The organism is Clostridium magnum DSM 2767 (assembly GCF_001623875.1).
Taxonomy (GTDB): domain Bacteria; phylum Bacillota; class Clostridia; order Clostridiales; family Clostridiaceae; genus Clostridium_AM; species Clostridium_AM magnum.
The window spans coordinates 75,561-95,100 of record NZ_LWAE01000003.1; the positions used below are offsets into that span (position 1 = coordinate 75,561).

At 29.8% G+C, this 19,540-nt stretch carries 16 protein-coding genes; 12 read left to right on the plus strand and 4 right to left on the minus strand.

Annotation, left to right across the window (positions count from 1 at the left end):
* The first annotated feature begins 22 nt into the window (after window positions 1–22).
* The 5 genes from cmk to CLMAG_RS13835 all read left to right on the plus strand — a co-directional run bounded on the left by cmk (window position 23) and on the right by CLMAG_RS13835 (window position 5,395).
* Complete coding sequence (cmk, locus tag CLMAG_RS13815) at window positions 23–700, plus strand: (d)CMP kinase (protein WP_066623339.1); 678 nt, start codon at window positions 23–25, stop codon at window positions 698–700.
* Entirely contained in the window at window positions 701–2,614 is a 1,914-nt protein-coding gene (locus CLMAG_RS13820; RefSeq protein ID WP_066623346.1) for a bifunctional 4-hydroxy-3-methylbut-2-enyl diphosphate reductase/30S ribosomal protein S1, read from the plus strand.
* A gap of 247 nt (window positions 2,615–2,861) precedes the next feature.
* A complete protein-coding gene (speD, locus tag CLMAG_RS13825) occupies window positions 2,862–3,242 on the plus strand; it encodes an adenosylmethionine decarboxylase (protein ID WP_066623353.1) in 381 nt (126 codons plus the stop codon).
* A gap of 148 nt (window positions 3,243–3,390) precedes the next feature.
* On the plus strand, window positions 3,391–4,443 hold the full coding sequence (locus tag CLMAG_RS13830; RefSeq protein ID WP_139264207.1) for a CotS family spore coat protein: 1,053 nt from the start codon (window positions 3,391–3,393) through the stop codon (window positions 4,441–4,443).
* A gap of 76 nt (window positions 4,444–4,519) precedes the next feature.
* Window positions 4,520–5,395: a GNAT family N-acetyltransferase gene (locus tag CLMAG_RS13835; protein WP_066623358.1), complete on the plus strand. Its 876-nt coding sequence runs from the start codon at window positions 4,520–4,522 to the stop codon at window positions 5,393–5,395.
* 114 nt (window positions 5,396–5,509) lie between these two features.
* Here CLMAG_RS13835 and CLMAG_RS33000 read toward each other — a convergent pair whose 3' ends face one another.
* A complete protein-coding gene (locus tag CLMAG_RS33000) occupies window positions 5,510–5,665 on the minus strand; it encodes a hypothetical protein (protein ID WP_169809804.1) in 156 nt (51 codons plus the stop codon).
* Between the two features lie 176 nt (window positions 5,666–5,841).
* Window positions 5,842–7,155 carry a pyridoxal phosphate-dependent aminotransferase gene (locus CLMAG_RS13840; protein ID WP_066623361.1) on the minus strand — a complete coding sequence of 438 codons (1,314 nt, stop codon included), beginning with the start codon at window positions 7,153–7,155 and terminating at the stop codon, window positions 5,842–5,844.
* Between the two features lie 768 nt (window positions 7,156–7,923).
* On the opposite strand from CLMAG_RS13840, the gene miaB reads away from it, so the two are divergent.
* The 6 genes from miaB to CLMAG_RS13870 all read left to right on the plus strand — a co-directional run bounded on the left by miaB (window position 7,924) and on the right by CLMAG_RS13870 (window position 16,752).
* Window positions 7,924–9,267 (plus strand): tRNA (N6-isopentenyl adenosine(37)-C2)-methylthiotransferase MiaB, encoded by a 1,344-nt coding sequence (miaB, locus tag CLMAG_RS13845; RefSeq protein WP_066623364.1) that lies wholly within the window; start codon window positions 7,924–7,926, stop codon window positions 9,265–9,267.
* Window positions 9,268–9,362: 95 nt separating this feature from the next.
* Entirely contained in the window at window positions 9,363–12,092 is a 2,730-nt protein-coding gene (gene mutS, locus CLMAG_RS13850) for a DNA mismatch repair protein MutS (protein WP_066623365.1), read from the plus strand.
* A gap of 44 nt (window positions 12,093–12,136) precedes the next feature.
* The gene (gene mutL / locus CLMAG_RS13855) at window positions 12,137–14,077 is read left to right on the plus strand and encodes a DNA mismatch repair endonuclease MutL (RefSeq protein ID WP_066623366.1); all 1,941 of its coding nucleotides are present in this window, start codon (window positions 12,137–12,139) and stop codon (window positions 14,075–14,077) included.
* Window positions 14,078–14,091: 14 nt separating this feature from the next.
* Complete coding sequence (gene miaA, locus CLMAG_RS13860) at window positions 14,092–15,054, plus strand: tRNA (adenosine(37)-N6)-dimethylallyltransferase MiaA (RefSeq protein ID WP_066623369.1); 963 nt, start codon at window positions 14,092–14,094, stop codon at window positions 15,052–15,054.
* Between the two features lie 65 nt (window positions 15,055–15,119).
* Window positions 15,120–15,362 carry an RNA chaperone Hfq gene (gene hfq / locus CLMAG_RS13865; protein WP_066623372.1) on the plus strand — a complete coding sequence of 81 codons (243 nt, stop codon included), beginning with the start codon at window positions 15,120–15,122 and terminating at the stop codon, window positions 15,360–15,362.
* Window positions 15,363–15,471: 109 nt separating this feature from the next.
* Window positions 15,472–16,752 (plus strand): methionine gamma-lyase family protein, encoded by a 1,281-nt coding sequence (locus tag CLMAG_RS13870; protein WP_066623375.1) that lies wholly within the window; start codon window positions 15,472–15,474, stop codon window positions 16,750–16,752.
* Window positions 16,753–16,793: 41 nt separating this feature from the next.
* Here the strand turns inward: CLMAG_RS13870 and lexA are convergent, their stop codons facing one another.
* Window positions 16,794–17,402, minus strand: coding sequence for a transcriptional repressor LexA (lexA, locus tag CLMAG_RS13875; RefSeq protein ID WP_066623378.1), 609 nt, complete (start codon window positions 17,400–17,402; stop codon window positions 16,794–16,796).
* Between the two features lie 206 nt (window positions 17,403–17,608).
* On the opposite strand from lexA, the gene CLMAG_RS13880 reads away from it, so the two are divergent.
* Window positions 17,609–18,109, plus strand: a complete 501-nt coding sequence (locus tag CLMAG_RS13880) for a hypothetical protein (RefSeq protein ID WP_066623380.1) — start codon at window positions 17,609–17,611, stop codon at window positions 18,107–18,109.
* A 254-nt stretch (window positions 18,110–18,363) separates the two neighbouring features.
* Here the strand turns inward: CLMAG_RS13880 and CLMAG_RS13885 are convergent, their stop codons facing one another.
* Complete coding sequence (locus CLMAG_RS13885; RefSeq protein ID WP_066623383.1) at window positions 18,364–19,353, minus strand: tyrosine recombinase XerC; 990 nt, start codon at window positions 19,351–19,353, stop codon at window positions 18,364–18,366.
* Window positions 19,354–19,540: the final 187 nt, after the last annotated feature.

Here is a 19,540-nt window from a genome sequence, read left to right on the forward strand (position 1 = left end):
TTAGAAAGGCGGAGTGAAATCTTTGAATATATCTGTGGCAATTGATGGTCCTGCCGGCGCAGGAAAGAGTACAATAGCAAGCATTGTAGCTGATAGATTTAATCTAATGTATATAAATACAGGTTCTATGTATAGAGCTGTTACTCTAATGTGTATGAGAAATAATATATCTCATATAATGGTGGCAGACGTATGCAATTTAACAAATTCACTTGATATGCATTTTGATGGAGATAGTTTAATAGTGAATGGAGAAGATATAAGTGAAGAAATTAGGCTACCAGATGTAAGTAATAACGTATCTAATTATGCAGCTATACCACAAGTAAGAGAAATCTTAGTCACCATTCAGCAAGCTATGGCAAATAAATATGATGTAATTATGGATGGCAGAGACATAGGGACTGTAGTTCTAAAAAATGCTCCTTTTAAATTTTATTTAACTGCCAGTGCTGAAGAAAGAGCCAAAAGAAGATTTGACGAACTAAACACTAAAGGCATTGCTGTAGAATACAATAATATATTAAATGATATAATAAAAAGAGATTATGTGGATTCTAATAGAGAAATAAATCCTTTAAGGAAAGCTAAAGATGCAATTGAAATAGATTCGTCTAAACTTTCTATAAATGAAGTAGTAGAAATTATTTCTAACCATATAAAAAAATATATAAAGAAAACAACTGAAGGTGAAATATAGATGGAAATTATATTGGCAGATAAAGCAGGCTTTTGCTTTGGAGTCAAGAGAGCTGTTGATGAGGCTATAGCCACACAAATTAAATATAATAAAAGAATATATACTTTAGGACCATTAATTCATAATAGTGATGTGGTGGCTTATTTAAAAACAAATAATATATATCCTGTAGAATTAGATGATATAAATAATCTTAAACAGGGAGATGTAGTTATTATACGTTCTCATGGGGTGCCAGAAGAAGTCTTTAGTTTGTTACAAAATAAGGGAATAACGGTTATTGATGCTACATGTCCATATGTTTCCAATATACAGAAAAAGGTGAGAAAATATTTTGAACAAGGATATACTGTACTTATTGTAGGTGACAAAGATCATCCTGAGGTAATTGGAATAAACGGTTGGTGTGGTAACAAGGCCATCATATCTAAGAATGGTGCCAACTTAGATAAACTTCCGAATAAATTGTGTGTTGTTTCTCAAACTACTGAAAAACAGTCAAATTGGGAAAGAGTTTTAAGTATAGTATTAAAATGCTGTAAAGAATTTATTGCTTTTAATACTATATGTAGTGCCACAGAATCTAGACAAAAGTCAGCTGAAGAAATTTCAAAAAAAGTAGATATGATGGTTGTGTTAGGTGGCCGTAATAGTTCTAATACAACAAAACTTTATGAAATTTGCAAGTCTAACTGTCTAAATACCATTCATGTTGAAAATTCAGGAGAAATACCTGATAATATAATTAATTCAAACAAAATTAAAACTATAGGTGTTACAGCAGGTGCTTCAACACCAGATTGGATAATAAAGGAGGCAATTTCAAAAATGAGCGATAACAAAGAACTAGAGATGAATGAGCAATTAGCTTATATGGAACAGAATGATAAACAGATAGCGGTAGGACAATTAATAAACGCCAGGGTTATTTCAGTAAATGAAAAAGAAGCTTTTTTGAATATTGGATATAAAGCTGATGGTATACTACCAAAGGCTGAAGTAACAAAAGATGAAAATTCAAAGTTAACAGACTTAGTTCATGTTGATGATGAAATCCAAGTTAAAATTATAAAAAGAAAAAGTGAAGACGGATATGTGGTGCTATCACATATAGAAATCGAAAGAGAAAATGCTTATAAGGAACTAAGAGCTGCTTATGATAAAGATGAACCAATAAATGTATTAGTGAAAGAGGTTGTAAAGGGAGGACTAGTTTCAAGTTACAAAGGCGTTAGAGTTTTTATACCAGCTTCACATATAGAGTTGCATCATGTACAAGATCTTTCTGCGTATGTTAACAAAGAGCTTCTAGTTAAAATAATCGAATTTAAAGAAGAAAAAAATCACACAAGAATAGTATCTTCTAGAAGAGATTTATTAAAAGATGATAAAGAAAAGAAAGATGTAGAAGTTTGGAATTCGTTAGCTAAAGATACAGTTGTAGATGGAGAAGTTAAGAGACTTACTGATTTCGGTGCTTTTATCGATGTACAAGGGGTCGATGGATTACTTCATGTATCTCAGATTTCCTGGGGAAGAATCGAAAAATCTAGTAATGTACTTAGTGTAGGAGATAAAGTTAAAGTTTACATATTAGATGTAGACAAAGAAAAGAAAAAATTATCCTTATCCATGAAAAAATTAGTTGAAGATCCATGGAGTAACGCTGATGTTAAATACCCTGTTGGTAGCATAGTTCTAGGAAAAGTGGCTCGCTTTGCTAATTTTGGTGCATTTGTTGAATTAGAACCAGGCGTAGATGCTCTAGTTCATATATCACAAATAAGTAATAAACGAATAAATAAGCCAGAGGATGCTCTTAAAATAGGTGATGAAGTAAAAGCAAAAATATTGGATGTAGATAAAGAAAATATGAAGATTGGCTTAAGCATAAAGGAAGTTGATGAAATTTAAATAAAATATTCTATTTTTCATTTAGAGTAAAAAAGAGAATATTTTTTTAAAAATGCGTGTAGTATAACTAATAGGCACGCATTTTTTATGTTTTTAATAGGTAATGTATATAGCAATACAGAGAAATATCTAAAAAATTAGAGTTTTATACATGTTTTTCTAAAATAACCGCTTTATATATTGACTTTTTTAATATTTTTGATAAAATTTAATTGTTATGAATTTTGTAAGGGGGTAAATACGCAGAATGAATGAATTAGGACGTCACATTTTAGCAGAAATTTACGGGTGTAGTTCTGAGATATTGAACAATAAGGAATTAATAGAAAAAATAATGGTTGACTCTGCATTAAAGTCAGGTGCAGAAGTTAGAGAAGTTGCTTTTCACAAATTTAGTCCACAAGGTGTAAGCGGAGTTGTTATTATATCAGAATCTCACTTAACTATTCATACTTGGCCTGAACTTGGATACGCAGCTGTTGACGTATTTACTTGTGGTGATAAAGTAAATCCATGGGACGCATGCAATTATATGACTGAAAAATTTAACGCTAAAAATATGACTGCTACTGAGGTAAAAAGAGGAATCTTCGAGCAACCTGTATCAGTTAAAGCGTCAAATATATAAAGATCATCGAATTCGATGATCTTTATATTTTTTCTACTTCTAAAAAACTTAGCTAATAATCAGTTTAATGATTATTAGCTGCCTTTCACAGTAATAATTTCTACTTACTCTAATATACTTTACTAAAGAATGTATAGGAGGTAGAAATGTGGAAAGTAGTAATAGTAGTTATACAGATGTGATTTTCGATAAGGAAAAAAAAATTATATATAACGTATTGGCACAATATAATTTTAAAATTACTAATTGTACTAAATTTAAAAATGTATATAAAGTAGAAACCACAGAAGGTAACCTTTGTTTAAAAAGAATAAGACATGGTAAGTATAAACCTAACAATAATGCTATTATTATACAGCAACTAATAGATAGAGGTTTTTATAATATAACAAAACACTATAAAACAAAAGAAGAAAAAAGCTATGTAAGAAGTAAAAAACTATTATTTTATTTGACAGATTGGATAGACGGTGAAGAAGGAGACTTAAATAATATTGAAGAAGTGATATTAATTGTAGAGTCCTTAGCAAAATTTCATTTAGCTCTTAATAATATAGATACAAGTAATTTAAAATTAAAAAGCAATTTAAAAAATTGGCCTAAAATTTTTACTGAATATCTACGACAATTAGAAAAATATGAGAGAACAATTAATAATAAAAAATTAAAGAGCGAATTTGACCTATCCTATTATGATTATATACAAAGTATGTATCATAAAGGGATGGTAGCACTAAATCTATTGAACACAGCTCGCTATTATAAGCTATCGAAACATGCGGGCAAAGCTAAAATTTTATGTCAGAAAAACCTTTATAGTCAGAACATAATTAAAAAGGATGATGGATATTATATAATAGATTTAGGTAATATAGTTATTGATCTTCCGCTTATTGATTTAAGTAGACTAATAAGTAAGTTATTATATAAAAAAGCTTTTAATTGGGATTTTAATAAAGTAAAAATGCTTATAGAAGCCTATACCTCTATTAATAAATTAGATAAAAAGGAATTAGAGGTGATGCTTGCATTGATTGTATTCCCTGATAAGTTCTGGAAATTAGGCAAAAAAAGGTATACAAAACATAAAGCTTGGGACGAATCAAAATATATGTATAAGCTCACAAAACTAATTAAATATGATGAACTGCAAAATAAATTTTTAGAAGATTATTTATACTATACAAGCCAGTTCTATTAATAATCAGAAAAAATACTATAAATTTATACTTTTATTGAATAGTTAAAAAATAATTATTACTACGAGGATAGATTATATGTATAAGTGTGTAGGATTGAATATGAGAAACTTAGACCAGTTCAGAAAACTAAATAAAGCCAAGAATGATTTTAACACGCTAAATAGAGACTTCTTTGAAGTATACGACAGTTGTAATTTTGCACAACAAATATTTTTAAGACATAGGGTGAAACTACTAAAAAACGACTCTAGATATATAGGTTATATTTGGACTGAATTGGATGATATTAATGTGTATACAATAAATGCTTTAAATATTTTAAATACTGAAAAGAATTCCAATAAATATTTATTATTTAAGTACTTATTAGATACTCTGAAAAAAAATTGCAATATAAATTATAATTGTGAGAAGAATAGTTATAATTTTGATATTTTAAAACATATGGGTTTTATCCAAAAAGAAGGTACTTTTGTTCTCCATTTAAGTATAGAAGAAAATATGCCTTTATTAATAATGGAAAATTTAGAGTTTGAAATATTAAAGAAGGGTAGAGATGAGCAGAAAAGATGTGAGCTGCAGAACGATATATTTAAAAATGAAGATAGAATACCATTATCTATAGAGGATATCTATCTTGATGAGGTACAAACATATTACTTTGATAAAGGATCAGTATTCATTAAAAAGGATGGTAACTACATAGGATATGGTCAAGTAATAATAGAAGATAGCGTTCCTGTAATAGTTAATTTCGGTATTTTAAAAGAGTCTAGAGGAAAGGGTTATAGCAAAGCTCTTTTAGTCTACCTTATTAAAATTATAAAGTACAACGGATTTAGTGATGTAATGATAAAAGTAAAAACTTCAAATAAAATAGCATTAAATTTATATGAATCAACTGGATTTAAAATTATAAATGAAATATATAACTGGAAATTAAAAACATAGCCTCACGATTTATATCGTGAGGCTATTAATTATTTGTGGCTTTTTTATATTCTTCAATTGCTATAGCAAGTAATCTCATTTTTTAAATTATTTATATCTTAAAAAACTTTTTAATTATTTTATTACGTTTTCCACTGGAATATGAGCAGTTTTAAATTCAAACATAGATTCGTATTGAATTTGTCTAAAATATGCTCTATCTCCAATACATTCGCATCTTAGACTATCTTTTTCTTTTTTTACTTCTTCAAAATTTTTAGCATCGTACATAACATACCCCTCCTTTTAGGTATAGTGTCACCTAAAAGAAAGATTTTATACGTATATTTTAAACAGTTTATTTCAAAAACTTGTTTTATGTAAAGTTATATTTATAAAATAGTTAACAATTTGTGTACCCCCTATATTTGAAAATATAGGGGGTACACGTGATCTAATTGCAAATTTTATCGTTGAGCTTCATACTGTCTTAAAAGTTTAATGAATAACTCTGGAACCTTTTCCATGTTTTCTGGAGATTCTATGAAAGCTATACGCATCTGAGTGCTTCCTGGATTAGGTTCACCTGGTTTAAGGTCATAGAAGCCTTTCAAAGGCGCTACTAGAAGAGTTGTTTCTACTCCGTTATAATCTACTGAACCTTTCTGTGCACAATACATAACAAAGTCTATTGAATCAAATCCTGGTTTTACAACATTTCTAACATCAACTACTGAATATATAGATGCATCAGGGCTAGAAACAATAAGACCAGGTTCTAGTTCCTTCATGCCATTATATAATTTAAACATAATTTTCTTGTAGTAGTCGCGAAGACCTTTGCACCATCCAGCAATGCTTTCTTTACTTTCATGAGCTAGTGCTCCAAATATATACTGACCGATTACATTAGCACAAAGATTTGCAGTGTATTCAGCTACTGATTGAGTATGGTACTCTGCATTATCAGTGATGATAGCTCCGATTCTTAAACCGCAGGCATTCCACACCTTTGAAGCAGTCTCGATGCTTATTCTTCTACCTTCTATGCCAGGCACATCTGCATCAGTGAGTCCCCAGATGCTTACTAAATCAGTATTCTCATCATAATACAATTCACGATAAGCTTCATCGCTCACCATCCACATATTATATTTTACACATAGTTTAGCAAGTTCTTTAAGAGCTGGATAATCGAAGTACTGGCCTGTAGGATTATCGTAAGGTATTACAAGAAGCGCTCCTGGATTGTGCTCTTTAATAGTTTCTTCGATTTTGTCTAATTCAGGAAGGCTGAACTTTCCTTCTTCGTTTAAATGACGTTTTACTGTAACAGTTTTACGTCCAATTCTTTCTGCAAAAGAGATATAATTTGTGTAGGCTGGATCAATCATCATAAGAGGTCTGTCCCCAGTGCCTGCATCTCCACAAACTCCAAGTAACAACAGTTCCATACCACTAGATCCGCCATCAGTTACTTGAACAAATAATTTACTAGTATCAAACCCTTCGCATTTAAGAATGTTCTTAAATGCCGCCTGAGCTTCATCTATACCAACAGTTCCTGAATATCGTATAACACCTTTTGCAAATGGGCTTTCAGGCGCATTCAATTCAAACATTCTTTTCTGCATAGCAGGATTTGTTGGAAGTGATACATTTCCGATTGCTACATTGATTAATGCGGGTTTCTCTTTACGTTCCGCAAATTTCATCTGACCAAGTCTTACGTCTGATGGCATCCTTTTTTTGAAATGATTTGATAATATTGGTTTATTCATTTAAAATCCCCCCAAAAATGTAATTTACAGTATGTACATATCATTTATCGCTTTAATTTTCATACTATTCAATGATATTATTCTTTAATCTTATAATACTACATTTGCTAACAATTTTAAATATTTACAATAAAACTCAATAATAATTAATAAATTACTTAATTTTAACCTAAAAATTTCTTATGAATACAATGACAGAACTTACTAATCTTATAAAATTTAAGTCAAATCATTATTAGCTTAATTTTTTTAGGCTGTCATTGTATTGTTAAATTAAATTTTAATGAATTTTCTTTTAATATTTAAATATATGATATGTATTTACTTTATAAATCATTATAGTTATGCATTAAATTTAATAAACATAAAATAACAAAATTCTATAAAAATTTCAAAATAAAATAAAATTCAATATATTTTTATTCTTTAAATCTTCGGAAACTCCTTCTAATTCAATATATTTATAGTAGTTTTATAAAAATTCATAAATTTTTTTGACATTTTATTAAAAATTATAGAAAATGTTGATAATTTCAATTATTATAACAAAGTAAATATTTTAATCATATATGTGAATTTTCTGGATATTAATACATTCCTAAAACAATAGGTTAGAGTTCTTATAAGATTAAAGAAGTTTAATAATTATTACAAAAACTGATATATTAAATCAACAAAAAATAGATATTAGTAAAAAAATATAGTATAATGTAAAAGGTCAAATACAGGGCAAAAATAAGTCCAATTATTTATGAGGTGAATCAACTAATGAAGGAGTTACAAATTAAGAAAAAAAACAAACAATTTTTTATAGAAACTTGGGGTTGCCAGATGAACGAAGAAGACTCAGAGAAGTTATCTGGTATGCTGAAAAAACAAGGTTATACTAAAGCACTAGTTAGAGAATATGCAGATTTAATTATCTTTAATACATGCTGTGTTAGAGAAAATGCTGAGCTTAAGGTATATGGTAACTTAGGTGCACTAAAAAAACTAAAAGAAAAAAATCCAGAACTTATTATAGCTGTATGTGGATGCATGATGCAGCAAAAGGATATGGCAGAGGCAATAATTAAAAGATTTCCTTTTGTAGACATTCTTTTTGGTACCCACAATGCTTACAAGTTCCCTGAATATCTAAATAGGGTTAAGCAAGAAGCTAAATCAGTTATAGAAGTACAGGATAAAGAGGACGGAATTGTTGAGGGAGTTCCAATAGATAGAGAAAGTGATGTTAAAGCCTTTGTAACTATAATGTATGGCTGCAATAACTTTTGTACTTACTGCATAGTTCCATATGTAAGAGGTAGAGAAAGAAGCAGAAAGCCAGAGGATATTGAAAAAGAAATAGAGGATTTAGTATCAAAGGGATACAAGGAAATCACACTGCTTGGACAAAATGTTAATTCTTACGGTAAAGATTTAGAACCAAAGGTTACCTTTGCAGAACTACTAAGAAGAATTAACAAAATAGAAAATCTAGAAAGAGTTAGATTTATGACCTCTCATCCTAAGGACCTAACGGATGATGTAATAGAAGCCATCTCTGAATGTGATAAATTATGTGAGTATATACACCTTCCAGTACAATCTGGATCAACAAACCTACTAAAGAAAATGAATAGAAACTATACTAAGGAACAATATTTAGATTTAATATATAAAATTAAAAAAGCTATACCTGATGTGGCTATATCTACTGATATAATAGTAGGTTTTCCAGGGGAAACAGAAGAAGATTTTGAAGAAACTTTAAGTCTTGCTAAAGAAGTTCAGTATGATTCAGCATTTACCTTTATATATTCACGAAGAAAAGGAACTCCAGCTGATGAAATGGAAGATCAAATAGATGATACTGTAAAACACGATAGATTTAATAGATTAGTAGAAGTTATAAATGCTTCTTCCGCTCAGAAAAATAAGGAATATGAAGGCAAAATTATTGATGTATTAGTGGAAGGTCTAAGTAAAAATGATGAAGCTAAACTAATGGGAAGATCAAGAACAGGTAAATTAGTAAACTTTACTGGTGATAAGGGAAGTATAGGAAAACTAGTTAATGTTAAAATAACTAAAGCAAATTCATTCTCACTGGTTGGAGAACAGATTTAGTTTAATTGAGAATTGGGAGTAGAAATTGGGGATAAGGGTGTTTTATTTCTAATTTTCAACTTCCAGTTCTTAATTTATTTAGAGGAGGTATTAATATGGGTTTAACTCCAATGATGCAGCAATATCTTGAAATTAAAGAAAGCTGTAAGGATTGTATTTTATTTTTTAGATTAGGTGATTTTTATGAAATGTTTTTCGAAGACGCTGAAAAAGTCTCCAAAGAGCTGGAGCTAGTTTTAACAGGAAAAGATTGTGGTTTAGAAAATAGAGCACCAATGTGCGGAATACCTTACCATGCCGCTAATTCTTATATAAGTAGATTAGTTAATAAAGGCTATAAAATCGCTATATGTGAGCAACTTGAAGATGCCTCTGCGTCAAAAGGGATTGTTAAAAGAGGTATTATAAAAGTAGTTACACCGGGAACATATACGGATTCATCTTTTTTAGAAGATAACAAAAATAACTATATCATGAGCTTATATGTAGATAGTAACAAAAATTTAGTTGCTTTAAGTTTTGCAGATATTTCAACAGGAGAATTTAGCTGTACTGATACTCAGTATGATTTATCTATTATATTAGATGAAATATCTAAATATAATCCCAAGGAGATTCTAATTCAAGATAATCTTGATGATAAAATATGTGAACAAATAAAAGAAAGATTTAATGTATCCTTTACAAGACTACCAGATCAGATGTTTACAACAGACGCAGAAGAAACATTGGTTAGTCAGTTCTCAAATTTTGATAAAGGCGAATATACGGATACATTAATAAAAGCTTGTAATGGCCTTTTGAGCTATGTAATAGACACGCAAAAGATACCTTTACCTCATATAAATGAAATGGAGTACTATAATATAGTTGATTACCTAACTATAGATAGCAATTCAAGAAGAAATTTAGAACTTACTGAAAGTCTAAGAGAAAAGAGTAAAAAAGGTTCTTTGCTTTGGGTAATGGATAAAACTAATACTGCTATGGGAGGAAGGCAACTTAGAAAATGGATAGAGCAGCCTTTAATAGATAAGAAAGCAATACAAAAAAGACTTAATTCTGTAGAAGAGCTTTTAAATAATATATCTGCTCATGAAGATTTAAAGGATGCACTTAAAGAAATATATGATATAGAGCGACTAGTTGGTAAGATATCTTCAAAAAGCGTTAATGCCAAAGAGCTTATATCACTTAAAAATTCTATAGAAAAAATACCAGCAGTAAAGAACATACTATCCAGCTTCAAAAGCAATTTGCTAAATAATATGTATAGTAACTTAGATGAATTAAAGGATATTTATGAAATACTAGATGAAGCTATATTAGATAATCCTTCTATATCAGTTAAAGAAGGAAACCTAATAAAAGAAGGATATAATAAAGAGATAGATGAGTTAAAAACTGCTAAAGCCCATGGGAAAGAGTGGATTGCTTCTCTCGAAAGCAATGAAAAGGATGTAACAGGCATTAAGTCATTAAAAGTTGGCTATAATAAAGTGTTTGGATACTATATTGAGGTAACAAAAACCAATTTAAATTTAATACCTGAAGGTAGATATATAAGAAAGCAAACATTAGCTAATGCAGAAAGATTTATAACTCCTGAATTAAAGGAAATGGAAGATAAGATTTTAGGCGCTGAAGAAAAGTTAGTTAATTTGGAGTATGAAATTTTTATTCAAGTTAGGGAAAAAATAGAAGCGCAAGTTGATAGAATGCAGGTAACTGCAAAAATAATAGCAGAATTAGATTGTTTGAGTTCACTAAGTACTATCGCTTTAGAAAATAACTATATTAAGCCTGAAATAACTAATTCAGAAGAACTATTTATCGAAGAAGGAAGACATCCTGTAGTTGAAAAAATGATACCATCTGGAAATTTTGTAGCCAATGATACTCATATAAATACTTCCAATGAACAACTATTGCTTATAACGGGACCTAATATGGCTGGTAAGTCTACCTTTATGAGACAGGTGGCTTTAATTGTACTTATGGCTCAAATTGGAAGCTTTGTACCCGCTAAGAAAGCTGTGATTGCTGTTTGTGATAAGATATTTACAAGAATAGGCGCTTCAGATGATTTAGCCGCTGGTAAAAGTACATTTATGGTAGAAATGTGGGAAGTATCAAATATTTTAAAAAATGCAACTAATAAGAGTCTTATCTTACTTGATGAGGTAGGTAGAGGAACTAGTACCTATGATGGGCTAAGTATTGCTTGGTCTGTTATTGAATATATCTCCGGAAACAGTAAATTGAAATGTAAGACATTATTTGCTACTCACTATCATGAACTAACAAAACTAGAGGGAATTCTAGAAGGAGTAAAAAATTACTCTGTATCTGTTAAAGAAATTGGCAGTGATATTGTATTTTTGCGTAAAATCGTAAGGGGAGGAGCGGATCAATCTTACGGTATTGAGGTAGCTAAACTAGCGGGGCTACCTGAAGAGGTTATAAATAGAGCAAAACATATACTAGAAAGAATAGAAAAAGAAAATGGCAGCGATATAAATATAGAAGATATATCTAATTTAAGGGAAGTTGCAGTAGACAAAGTAGAATCTAATGAGAAAGAAAATAGTACTGAGGTTGTAGTAGAGGAATCGATAAAAGAATCTGCAATAAATACTTCAGTTAAATCTTCTAATGTTAGTAAAAACACTTTAGAGGTAGATGTATCTATGCAAATGAATTTTGCTGATATTGAAAAACAGAATCTAGTTAAAGAAATCGCTTCAATAGATGTTTTAAATATGACACCTATGGATGGATTTAATAAACTTTATGATATAATAAAGAAAGCAAAATCCTTATAGTTTATTCATAGAATTTAAACTTAACTTATAAAGGTGGTGATACTGTGAGAAGAATAAATTTATTAGATACAGAAACTTCTAATAAGATAGCTGCAGGGGAGGTTGTTGAAAGACCCGCTTCTGTAGTTAAAGAACTGCTAGAGAATAGTATAGATTCAAAGGCTAAAAATATTGCTATAGAAATATTAGAAGGTGGACAAAAAAGCATAAAAATTATCGATGATGGTCATGGTATTCATCCTGATGACATAGAAAAAGCTTTTATGCCACATGCCACCAGTAAGATAAGTAGTATAGATGATATATATAGCATAGATACTATGGGTTTTAGAGGAGAAGCTTTACCAAGTATAGCCTCTGTTTCTAATACAGTATTAAGAAGTAGAGTAGAAGATATAGATTTTGGTAGAGAGATTTCTATTAGTGGAGGAGTAGTGAATAGTATACAAGATGCTGGTTGTAATGTTGGTACTATTATAGAAGTTAATGATTTATTTTTTAATGTTCCGGCAAGACAGAAATTTTTAAAAACCACAAGTAGAGAAGGCTCATATATATCTGATATTGTAGATAGGCTTGCTCTAGCGAACCCGGACATAGCATTTAAATTCTCAAACAATAACAAAAAAGGACTTAATACTTATGGAACAGGAAAATTAATAGATGTTATACGCTCCGTATATGGAAAATCCATCAGTGAAAATATAACTAGTTTTGAAAAACATACTGATATAGCATCTATACATGGGTATGTAGGCAACTCGGAAATAAGTAGAGGGAGCAGAAATAACCAAAGTATATTTGTAAATAAGAGGTATATAAAAAATAAACTTATTACTGCCGCTGTGGAAAATGCATTTAAATCATTTTTAACAATAAACAAGTTTCCTTTTTTTATAGTTTTTTTAGACATATTTCCAGAGTTTATTGATGTAAATGTGCATCCTACTAAGTCAGAAATAAAATTTAGTGATGATAGACAGATTTTCAAACTAACTTTTGATGCAGTCCATGAAGCCTTAAGAAATAGCTTAAAAGATACTTTTAATATACCTTACGGTGAACTGCCTAATATTGATATAGAAAAAAGTGATAATGAATTATCAAAAACCGAAATAGAGAAGGAGCCAATCAAAACTGAAAATATTCAACTTCCAATAGACTTAAATACTTTTAGTGAAAATACTTATAGAAGTGAAAAGATTGGTAATAATATAGGCTATGATTCTATTTTTTATGAAAAAAGAGATGATCAAATACAATACAATTTAAATAATGATAGTAAAAAGAGTTTACCTAATAGTATAGAAATTGCTGGAACTTCGGAAGTGAAAGTTGAAGATATTTTAAGAGAGCAGCAAAAAGAAGTTCCAAATACTCAGATAAGAGAAGCAAACATCGCTAAGTTTCCACCTTTTAATGTTATAGGGCAATTTCATAGCACGTATATTTTAGCGCAATGGCTGGATACACTATACCTCATAGATCAACATGCTGCCCATGAAAAAATATTATTTGAAAAATATAAAAAAAGCATCATAGAACATAATATTATGTCTCAGGTGCTTATAACACCAATAGTTATTGAACTAACAAGGGATGAATATGGTATCTATATTGAAAATAGTGAAACTTTTATAAATACAGGATTTAATATAGAGATTTTTGGCGATAATACAATAAGTATAAGGGAAGTTCCTTTTATATTAGGAAAGCCAAATGTTAGGGATTTATTTATTGATATACTAAATAACTTAAAGAATATGGGGTCTGGTGAAACATGGGAAGTAAAGTATAATACTATAGCTAAACTTGCATGCAAAGCAGCTATAAAGGCTAATGACAACTTATCAAATGTAGAAATGAAGTCATTAATTGAAGATTTGAGATTTATAGATGATCCCTTTACTTGTCCTCACGGGAGACCAACAATAATTAAATTTACTTTAACTGAATTAGAGAAAAAGTTTAAGAGAATTCAGTAGTTTAGGGGGATTTTATGAAAGATTTATTTATACTAGCAGGACCTACTGCAGTAGGAAAAACTGATATCTCTATAAAGTTAGCTAAGAGGCTAAATGGTGAAATACTATCAGCGGACTCTATGCAAATATATAAATACATGGATATAGGTTCTGCAAAAGTTACTAAAGATGAAATGCAAGATGTACCTCATTATCTTATAGATATAGTTGAACCACATGAAAACTTTAACGTTTCTGAATATAAAAAAATAGCTGAGGAAAACATTGATATAATAAGTGGTAAAGGAAAACTTCCAATGCTAGTAGGTGGTACTGGTTTATATATAAATTCATTAATCTATAATTATGATTTTACTGAAGCTGGTAATGATGAAGAATACAGAACTTATCTTCAACACTTAGCGCAAACAAAGGGTAAGGAATATGTACATAATCTATTAAGAGATGTAGATATAGAATCCTATAACAGATTATATCCTAACGATTTAAAAAGAGTTATAAGGGCTCTAGAAGTATATAAGCTTACCGATAAAACTATAAGTCAGTTTAATGAAGAAAATGACATTTACGACATACCCTATAACGTATTTTATTTTGTTTTGAATATGGATAGGGATAAGCTTTATGATAGAATAAATAGAAGAGTAGATATTATGATGGAGAAAGGTCTCATAGATGAGGTTAAGAGGCTTAAATCTATGGGATACACTGCAGATATGCAGTCTATGAAAGGAATTGGTTATAAAGAAATATTGTACTATCTAGATGGAAACATATCCTTAGAGGAAGCTATCTATCTAATTAAAAAGGGAAGCAGGAATTATGCTAAAAGGCAGTTAACTTGGTTTAGAAAAGATAAAAGAGTAATCTGGATAGATAAAGATAAGTTTAATTGTGATGATGAAATAGTACAAAATATAATTGATCAGTTAAGCCTATTAAAATGTAACGCTATTAAAGAAGCAAATTCTTTATAAAAGTAAAAGGAATTTTGCTATATTTATAGAATATATTATAATTAAAAATACGGAGGGTGAGGATAATGAGTAAAACAGTTAATAACTTGCAGGATATATTTTTAAACGGAGCAAGAAAGGGTAGAACACCAGTTACTATACATTTAACTAACGGATTCCAGATAAGAGGTAATGTAAAAGGGTTTGATAGTTTTACAGTTGTTTTAGATTGTGAAGGAAGACAAATGATGGTATATAAGCATGCCATTTCTACTATTACACCTTTAAAACCAGTTTTATTTAATAATGCTCCTGAAGGAGAAGTATAAGAATAGGCTAATAATTGCCTATTCTTTTTTTATATGGTATTATAATCACTGAACTGGAATCCATTATACCAGGGTAATTGCTTTGTTTTACAGGAGGTTTTTTATAAAAATGATTAATTTAACAAAAGAATATCTTAAGAATAGCTATGGGATAAGTGATAATGTAATTGATCTTTATGAACAAGCTATTGATGATGTAAATGAAGAGTTTTCAAAATATGATGAAATAAGAGAGTATAATCAATTGAAAGTTTTGAATGCACTTCAAGAAGAGAGAATAAGTGATGCTCATTTCACCAATTCTTCAGGATATGGATATGGTGACATAGGCAGAGATTCACTAGATAAAGTCTATGCTAGGATTTTTAATTGTGAAAGCGCTCTAGTTAGACCTCACTTTGTTAATGGGACACATGCACTAGGCGCTGGATTGTTTGGGAATCTAAGACCTGGAGATACGATGATGTCAGTATGCGGAACTCCTTATGACACACTACATAATGTTATAGGAATAAGTGACAAGAAAAACATAGGATCATTAAAGGAATATGGAGTAAACTACAAACAGGTAGATTTAACTTCTGAAGGAAAAATAAATTACGATAAGATAAAAACTGAATTAGAAGATGATAAGAGTATTAAGTTAATTCATATCCAAAGGTCTACTGGATATGGATGGAGAAAGTCTTTGCTAGTATCTCAAATTAAAGAAATCATAGATTTTGTAAAAGGTATAAAACCTGAAGTAATATGTTTTGTAGATAATTGTTACGGAGAATTCTTAGATACTAAAGAGCCTACTGATGTAGGAGCGGATTTAGTAGCTGGCTCTCTTATCAAAAATATCGGTGGTGGAATAGCACCTACCGGAGGATATTTAGCAGGTAAAGAGGAATGTGTTACTCAAGCAGCTTACAGATTAACTGTACCTGGAATAGGAGGGGAGTGTGGTTCTACTTTTGGTGTAATGAGACTTTTATACCAAGGACTATTCTTTGCTCCACATGTAGCTATAGAAGCTGTAAAAGGCGCTCTTTTCTGTGCTAGAATAATGGAACTTGCTGGCTTTGAAGTACTGCCTAAATATACAGATAAGAGAAGCGATATAATTCAAGCTATAAAATTTAATGATAAAGAAAAGCTTATAAATTTCTGCAAAGGAATTCAACTAGGATCTCCTATTGATTCTTTTGTGCAATGCGAACCATGGGAAATGCCTGGGTATTCAGATCAAGTTATTATGGCAGCGGGAGCCTTTGTACAAGGAGCTTCAATTGAATTATCTGCAGATGCACCTATTAGAGAACCTTATATTGCATATCTACAAGGTGGATTAACTTTTGATCATGCTAAGATAGGAATACTTATAGCACTATCAAAAGTCATATAATAATAAGATAAGAGTCAAGCTATAAAACTTGACTCTTATCTTTAATATTGTCTATAAATTCCAACTAGTCTTCCTATTACTTGGCATTCAGGCACAATAATAGGGGACATATTTTTATTCTCAGGTTGCAATCTTATGTGATCCTTTTCCTTAAAAAATCTTTTAAGAGTTGCTTCGTTATCAATTAGTGCAACAACTATCTCTCCGTTATTAGCTGAATTAGATTTTTCTATTATTGAAAAATCACCATCTAATATGCCAGCTTCAACCATACTTTCACCACTTACTTTTAAAATAAACAAATCCTTATTGCTTTTTATGTAGTTAACTGGTAAGGGGAAGGTATCTTCTATATTTTCCACAGCTAGTATAGGCAGCCCTGCAGTTATTGTACCTAAAATAGGAACATTAATCATTTCTTTTCTATTAAGAGAGTTTTCTACAACTTCAATAGTTCTAGGTTTCGTAGGATCTCGTCTTATAAGACCTTTCTTTTCTAGTCTTTCAAGATGACCATGAACTGTAGATGTGGATTTTAATCCAACAGCTGCACAAATTTCCCTTACTGAAGGGGGATACCCTTTTTCTTTAATTTGATTTTTTATGAATTCATAAACTTCAACTTGTTTAGTACTTTTGTGTTCGGCCATAAAAACACCCCTCTAATTTACTTATATTGAATTATATCATATAAGGAAACAAATATCAAACTTATGTTCTATTGTTATACAGATTATAAATTTAGACTTAAAAAATATTTTTATTGAAATACCTTGGGATTTCTTAATATTTTATGTATAATGATATTTGGACCTTTTTTTAGGATAGTATATATGAAAAGAGAAAGGAAGTAACTATGAATAGAGAATACTGTATATTTAAAGAAAAAAAGCCGTGTGATAACTGTGGTGAATGCGAGAGATGTGATTTAAATTCAAATAAAAAGTGCAATAACTGTGGTAAATGTTTAGAAAAAGATGGTTTTGATATGAAAGGGATAAAAATAGATGAAATTATTGAAAGTGAAGGAGAGGCTAAAGAGTATAATAACGAACTAGAGGAAAGCTCAAAGGTTTCAAATTCAGATGATATTCATTATCATTTATCCGAAGATAATAACGAAGAGGATGGATATAATAATATTCTTGAAGATTATCTAGATGATCATGATGATAAAGAAGAAAATACTAAAGAAACATTAGAGGATATATATGCACAAAATGATTTTGAAGATGAGAATATAGAATATATCGACGATGTAGAAGGTTTAAGCGAACTTCTTGAGGATGACGACAGATTAAGTGAAATTGCCAATGAAGAATTCCCGGGATTTTATAGAATTAAAAAAGACTATTAAAACAACTAGCTAAATAGCATCATAGAGCCTTTAAGTAAATTTACATAATTATAAAGTTCTTAAAAGAATAAAAATTCATACAAAAAGAATTACTCATAACTAATTTTGAAAATGATCAACTATTCAAATATATAAATAGTTGATCATTTTCGTATTTCAAAAAGATATCAATTTTTAAATTTTATTAACAGAGACTGAGTTCTATCTAAAGGAACAAAAATTTTCTAAGAAAGCAAGGTGATATAGCAAAAACCTTAATCATCGTATTCATCACTTAAAGGATTAGATTTAACTGCTTCTCTCAGCTTTTCGTCGTCAACATGGGTATATATTTGAGTGGTAGATACATTCTCATGGCCTAAAATTTTCTGAAGGCTTCTAATATCCACATTACCGTACTTATACATTAATGTAGCAGCGGTATGTCTTAATTTATGAGGTGTATACTTTTCAGTATCTAATTTTGCCTTTTCTATATATTTCTTTACTAAAAGTTCTACAGACCTCTTGTTAATCCTAGTGTGATTTTTACTTATGAATAGAGCATCTCTATCCTTTATCTTATCAAAGTCTTCATTTCGTACCTGTAAGTAGTTATCTATAGCTTTTAAGCAAGCTCTATTAAGGTATACCGTACGTTCTTTATTACCTTTTCCTACTACAGTTAGTGTATCGCCTTTGATTCTTGATATATCTATTCCGCATAATTCAGAAAGTCTTAGGCCGCAGTTCAAGAATAAAGTAATTATGCAATAGTCTCTTTCTTTATATTTGCCATCAATAGAATTTAATAAATCCTTACTTTCATCTAATGTTAGATATATAGGATTTCTTTTATTGATTTTAGGAGACTCCAATTCTGATGCTGGATTTTCATCAATAATTTTAGCTTTACCATGAAGGTATTTAAAGAAAGACTTTAGTGTTGCAACCTTTCTAGCTCTAGCATAGCTTCCGTTATTTCTGTAGTTCTCCGCAAAGGATATAAACGCAAATAGATCACTTAATTTTATCTTTCTTATAAAATCATCTTCAATGTCATTGATTTTAATTTGATCAAATTCACTATCATTTGGAACTTTTCCTTTGTAAAGTTTTAAAAATTTGAAAAACATAATAAGATCGAATTTGTAGCCATCCATAGTATTTTTTGACTTTCCACGGATAGTGCCTAAGTAGTTTAAAAAATCATTCATACACTCAGGTATGTCAGGGTCATAGATATGATTTAAATTGTATTGCATGTTTAAGCCATTCCCTTCTCTAAAAATATCATCAACTTCGCTAAATGTGTATTTAGCGAATATAATATTCTACATAAAGAATGAAAATTCCTGCTTATATATAATAATTTGTTAGATAAATTCAGTAATTATTATATATCCTTGTTTTTTCAGCTTATATTTATTGAAATATCTATATCTTAAAAGT